Annotated in this window: 6 protein-coding genes; 4 read left to right on the top strand and 2 right to left on the bottom strand. The window is 45.2% G+C overall.

Annotated elements, in window-relative coordinates:
- Window positions 1–190: 190 nt before the first annotated feature.
- The 3 genes from H9625_RS16975 to H9625_RS16965 all read left to right on the top strand — a co-directional run bounded on the left by H9625_RS16975 (window position 191) and on the right by H9625_RS16965 (window position 1,500).
- Entirely contained in the window at window positions 191–598 is a 408-nt protein-coding gene (locus tag H9625_RS16975) for a hypothetical protein (protein ID WP_022040983.1), read from the top strand.
- 120 nt (window positions 599–718) lie between these two features.
- Entirely contained in the window at window positions 719–1,186 is a 468-nt protein-coding gene (locus H9625_RS16970) for an Lrp/AsnC family transcriptional regulator (RefSeq protein WP_022040984.1), read from the top strand.
- Window positions 1,186–1,500, top strand: coding sequence for a DUF4491 family protein (locus H9625_RS16965; RefSeq protein ID WP_022040985.1), 315 nt, complete (start codon window positions 1,186–1,188; stop codon window positions 1,498–1,500). Before H9625_RS16970 ends, H9625_RS16965 begins: the two co-directional genes overlap by 1 nt.
- 151 nt (window positions 1,501–1,651) lie before the next feature.
- Here the strand turns inward: H9625_RS16965 and buk are convergent, their stop codons facing one another.
- Together buk and H9625_RS16955 are read right to left on the bottom strand one after the other, a co-directional pair.
- Entirely contained in the window at window positions 1,652–2,725 is a 1,074-nt protein-coding gene (gene buk / locus H9625_RS16960; protein WP_087213275.1) for a butyrate kinase, read from the bottom strand.
- Window positions 2,722–3,651, bottom strand: a complete 930-nt coding sequence (locus H9625_RS16955; RefSeq protein WP_022040987.1) for a phosphate acyltransferase — start codon at window positions 3,649–3,651, stop codon at window positions 2,722–2,724. Before H9625_RS16955 ends, buk begins: the two co-directional genes overlap by 4 nt.
- 81 nt (window positions 3,652–3,732) lie before the next feature.
- Between H9625_RS16955 and H9625_RS16950 the strand changes: the two genes are divergently transcribed.
- Window positions 3,733–5,490 (top strand): gamma-glutamyl-gamma-aminobutyrate hydrolase family protein, encoded by a 1,758-nt coding sequence (locus H9625_RS16950; protein WP_191765494.1) that lies wholly within the window; start codon window positions 3,733–3,735, stop codon window positions 5,488–5,490.
- Window positions 5,491–5,599: the final 109 nt, after the last annotated feature.

Below are 5,599 nucleotides of genomic sequence, written 5' to 3'. Positions count from 1 at the left end.
CAACAGGGGGCTGGATGATGTGCTGCAATGGCGCATCATTGAGTTCATAAAAAACGAGCAGTGGTCTCCCCGGCAGAGGTACTTTCCAGCTATTTCTTGCAACATTCTTCTACAAAATCTGACAAGAATTAAAGAAAACCTTATATCTTTGCGCCCAAAAACCGTTTTTTAGACTTAATTACCTATCAAGATGTTGGAAAGAGACTATATCATGCGACTGATACGCCAGTTTTTCGAAGCACTCGAAAAGCTGAAAGAAAAACGAGACACAAATGACGGAACAAGCATTCAAGTGGAAACAAACAATATGTACACCTCCTATTTCCACCAGCCCGAAGCTTTCTTCTATGAAGCCGGTTCCGATATCATCATCGGGTATATGCAAGCACGGTTTTCAGAAAAAGAATATATGCAACGAATCGAACTGTTGGCTGAACTGCTCTACTTTGATTCAACTATCAAAACGTCAAAAGAACAACAAAGAATGCTGTGGGAAAAAGTGCTTGACCTGCTTACCTTTTTAGATACACATAGCGACACTTTTTCATTCGATAGAAGACGAAAGATGGAGGATATAAAGGCTTTACTTAACCCATGAAAGTCTAAAAATATTCTTTTTCAGCAAAAAAATATGTTTTTTCCTCTTAAAATACCAATCTCCTAAAAAAGTTTTTCTATATTTGCTTACAATATGATAAAACAAGACTGATTAATTCTTATGGAAAAGATTGATAATCTCGACAAACAGATTCTGGAAATCATTTCACAGAACGCACGCATCCCGTTTAAAGATGTAGCAGCAGAATGTGGCGTATCACGCGCCGCTATCCACCAACGTGTACAACGACTTATTGACCTCGGCGTAATCATCGGTTCGGGTTACCACGTAAATCCTAAAAGCTTGGGCTACAGCACCTGCACTTACGTAGGTATCAAGCTGGAAAAAGGCTCGATGTATAAAAGTGTTGTCGCTGAACTGGAGAAGATTCCCGAAATTGTAGAATGCCACTTCACCACGGGGCCTTATACGATGCTGACCAAACTTTATTCTACCGACAACGAGCACCTCATGGAATTATTGAATTCGAAAATTCAGGAAATCCCCGGAGTTACAGCTACGGAAACACTGATTTCGCTGGAGCAAAGCATCAAAAAAGAAATCCCCATCCGTAAAGGCTCGAAATGATGGACTGGCTTATAACCAATCATATCGGAGGAATCGCCATCGGCATCTGTACGTTTCTGATTATTGGGATGTTTCATCCTATAGTCATCAAAGCCGAATACTACTTCGGCACAAGGTGCTGGTGGTGGTTCCTTGTGTTGGGAATTGCAGGAATCATTGGCTCTGTACTGGTAAACGACCTCTTGATAGCAAGCCTGTTGGGAGTATTTGCTTTTTCCTCATTCTGGAGCATTAAAGAGATATTCGAACAGCGCGAGCGTGTATTAAAAGGCTGGTTTCCAATGAATCCTAAACGGGAACAAGAATACCGATAAGTATTTGCCATTTAGAACTTACAATTTACAAATATGAATGTCTGCAATTAGCCTCAATAATTATATGCCAGATTAAAGATACTTACTTTGCCAATGCAGATATATTATTGATGGAATGCAGACATCGTAAATTGTAAACTGCGACTTATAATCAGCCGTTATCTATCGCTTCATATTTTTGTAAAGGCAATTCGCCTTTCAAAACTCCCAAGGCATTCATCGCCAAAGCTCCCATTTCATCCTCACCAGGAATTACTACGATACGCGCCAACCCTTCTATCCATTCGCGCAACAAAGAAACCACATACGCATTATGGGCTATTCCTCCTGTCAAAATAATGGCATCGGTATGTCCATGAAGTGCCACATGCATTGCCCCGATCTGTTTGGCAACGGTATAAACCATCGCTTCGAGTACCTGCTTATGACGGACATTACCGGCATGCACCCAACGCACAATAGTCTGTACATCGGTTGTACCTAAATAGGCGAGCAACCCTCCCCTGCCATTCAGCATCTTATGGATTTCTTTCTGCGTGTACTTGCCACTGAAACACAAATCGACCAACTGACGCGCGGGAATAGTTCCGGCACGCTCGGGACTGAACGGACCTTCACCATCCAAAGCATTGTTAACATCGACTACCTTGCCGTGACGATGCGCACTGACCGAAATGCCCCCTCCCAAATGAGCTACCACCAAATCGAGTTCCTCATAATGCTTCTGAATAGAAGCTGCATACCGGCGAGATACGGCACGACTGTTTAAAGCATGAAAAACAGACTGGCGGGGAATTTCAGGAATACCCGAAAAACGTGCCACATCGCGCAACTCGTCGGTCACTACCGGATCGGCAATGAACGAAGGGCAACCTATCTGACTGGCAAATTCGTCTGCCATCGGTGCAGCAAGATTGGAAGCATGTTCTACCGAAGCATGCCACAAATCGTACTTGATTTGCTCATTAATTTGATACACCCCTCCCGGCGTAGGACGCAATAAGCCTCCCCGCCCGATAATGGCATCAAACGCCATCGGTATACCTGCCCGTTGCAGAGCATCAAGCACATGCATGCGCCGGTACTCATATTGCTCGTTGATATGATGAAACCTTGCCAATTCTTTAGCAGAATGAAAGACACTTTCGCGCCAGACCTGTTCCAAATCCTCGTAAACCGCCAGCTTAGTAGAAGTAGAACCAGGGTTGATAACCAGTATTTTCATAACGTATCTTGATTTAAGTTTCCTGCCAGACATGCCAACACCAAGCTATAAAACTTGGAGTTGCCCGAATCGCTGCGCGAAGGCACTACTACCGGAGCTATGGTGCCGGTAAGCATCCCTGCCATATTGGCATCACCGAACAAGGAAAGGGTTTTATAAAAAGTATTGCCTGCCTCAATATTGGGAAATATCAGCACATCGGCATTACCTACTACGGGCGAAGACAATCCCTTGATTTCGCCGCTATGCCTGTCACAAGCCGTCTTGGCATCCATCGGACCGTCAATGAACACTTTTCCGAAACGACCTTGCAGAGCCTCTTCCTTCAAGTGAACATAACTCAGCGTATGAGGAAACTTCTCATTCACCTTCTCCGAACAATGAATCAAAGCGATACGCGGCTGCTCATTACCCAGTTCACGACACAATGCCACGTCACATGATACCATTGCACGAAACTGTTCGAGCGTGGGACGAGGGATAACCGCCGCATCCGAGAACAACAGCAACTTGTGATACAAAGGCACTTGTGCCACCGCCACATGGCTCAGCACACCGCCCGGAGGAAGCAGTCCCACCTCTTTCTTCAGCACAGCCCGCAACAGATTATCAGTATTTATCAAACCTTTCATCAAGATATCAGCCTCGCCTGTACGTACCAATTCCACTGCCAAAGCCGCAGCTTCATCAGGCGTGGAAGCTTCGTATATCCTGACAAAATCGGGAGATGCCCCACGCAGCTGGTAAGCCATATCCTTATGGGCCGAATCGATTACCAACAGAAACTCGGCGATTTCTTCGCGCAAGCTACGAATAATGACGTATTCCGTATGAGGGTCATTTGGACAAACCACCGCCACTCGCCGCCGGATGCACGACGAACGCAGACGGTTTACCACTTGTGAGAGGGTTCGAAGCAATTCCATACCATCAGATTTTTGGCAAAGATGAGAAATAAATCTGAATTTATCCCTATCTTTGCCTTGATTCCACAAAAGATTTAACTTATGAAAACGTTTCAAACATTTGACATCGAATCCACATACCGTGCACTTCACAGCCGGTTCCCCAATCATAATAGTGCCCCCGTTATTGGCATCACCGGAAACTTCAGCGAAGGAAATCTAAGCCTTGCACCAGGATATTATGCTTCCATTCTGAAAGCAGGAGGTATTCCGCTTATTATACCACCATTCGAAAACGATAACATTTTGATAAACCTCCTTGACAATATAGACGGACTCTTATTAAGTGGAGGAGGAGATATCAATCCTTTATTCCTGAAAGAAGAACCAGTAAAAGAATTACACAATATAAATCCTTATCGTGACCAGCAGGAATTACTGATAGCCCGTCTGGCAGCCAATCGCCAAATACCCATGCTAGGTATTTGCAGGGGCATACAGATAATGAACGCCGCATTGGGAGGAAGCCTATACCAAGATATTTATTCACAGACCGGAAGCGAACTCATCAAACACAACCAGGACCTGGACCGTGCATATGCCTCACATACCGTCCGGATAGCAACTGACAGCCAGCTTGCTAAAATTATGGGGCAGAACACTTTGCCTGTCAATTCATTCCATCATCAGGCAGTAAAAGAACCAGCTCCTGGCTTCCGCATATCTGCAACGTCCGCCGATGGCATTATCGAAGCCATTGAAAGTACTGAAGGCAAATCAATGCTCGGCGTGCAATGGCACCCAGAATGTTTCATCCTGAATGGCGACGAATGCATGATGCCCCTCTTCAACTGGCTCTTACAAGAAGCAGACTCTTTCCGGCAAGCCAAAGCACTGCATCAACGAATATTGACACTAGACTCTCATTGCGACACTCCAATGTTCTTCGAACAAGGCATCAACTTTGCCACACGAGACCCGAAGATAAAGGTTGACTTACACAAAATGACGGAAGGACGGCAAGATGCCACCATTATGGTAGCCTACCTCCCGCAGAAAGAACGTACCGATGAAGCCTTACTGGCAGCTACCGCTAAAGCCGACCAGTTATTGAACGAGATAGAACACATGGTAGCCATGAATTGTACCGCCATCGACATTGCCTATACCCCCAAAGACCTGTACCGGCTGAAACAAGCCGGCAAGAAAGCCATTATGCTGGGTATCGAAAACGGATATGCTATCGGAAAAGACCTAAGCAACATTGAACGTTTCCGCAAACGAGGAGTAGTATACATGACCTTGTGTCACAATGGGAACAACGACATCTGCGGTTCAGCACGATACAACGAAGGAAACCTGGGCGTAAGCGATTTCGGCGAACAGGTCATCCACGAAATGAACCGTGTAGGTATGTTGGTCGACTTATCGCATGCAGGCGAACAGAGTTTCTACGATGCACTGGATATCAGCTGCCAACCCGTAGTCTGCTCACACTCTTCCAGCCGGGCTCTATGTGACCATCCACGTAATCTGACCGATGAGCAACTGAAAGCCATTGCCCGCAAAGACGGCGTGGTACAACTCTGCCTATATGGTGGTTTTCTCCGTACAGACCGTCCGGCTACCCTTGATGATGCAATCGAACATTTACATCACATCGTCAACCTCATAGGAGTAGACCATGTAGGAATCGGTACCGATTTTGATGGAGATGGGGGTATCATCGGTTGCAACGACTCGTCTGAGTTGATAAACTTTACCCGCAAATTGTTATATGAACGATACAGCGAAGAAGACATCCAACTGATTTGGGGAGGCAATTTCCTGCGGGTAATGCAACAAGTACAAAAAATTTAGTGTCTTATACTGATATGATTTACATCGTTCTGTTTTAGAAGCTGTTTTGAATTTCTCCAAAAAGTTTTTCTTGGCTTGATGTATCCGTTTTCGTGTGTGCTTTGGGCGA

The organism is Phocaeicola intestinalis, from assembly GCF_014837065.1.
In the GTDB taxonomy this organism is placed as follows: Bacteria; Bacteroidota; Bacteroidia; order Bacteroidales; family Bacteroidaceae; genus Phocaeicola; species Phocaeicola intestinalis.
The sequence above is the reverse complement of the archived record's forward strand: the minus strand, read 5'-3'. Positions and strand labels throughout refer to the sequence as shown.

What these genes read in the sequence shown, in the direction of transcription:
- H9625_RS16975 (WP_022040983.1), top strand. Translation starts at nt 191, where the DNA reads ATGTTGGAAAGAGACTATATCATGCGACTGATACGCCAGTTTTTCGAA.
- H9625_RS16970 (WP_022040984.1), top strand. Translation starts at nt 719, where the DNA reads ATGGAAAAGATTGATAATCTCGACAAACAGATTCTGGAAATCATTTCA.
- H9625_RS16965 (WP_022040985.1), top strand. Translation starts at nt 1,186, where the DNA reads ATGGACTGGCTTATAACCAATCATATCGGAGGAATCGCCATCGGCATC.
- buk (WP_087213275.1), bottom strand. Translation starts at nt 2,725, where the DNA reads ATGAAAATACTGGTTATCAACCCTGGTTCTACTTCTACTAAGCTGGCG.
- H9625_RS16955 (WP_022040987.1), bottom strand. Translation starts at nt 3,651, where the DNA reads ATGGAATTGCTTCGAACCCTCTCACAAGTGGTAAACCGTCTGCGTTCG.
- H9625_RS16950 (WP_191765494.1), top strand. Translation starts at nt 3,733, where the DNA reads ATGAAAACGTTTCAAACATTTGACATCGAATCCACATACCGTGCACTT.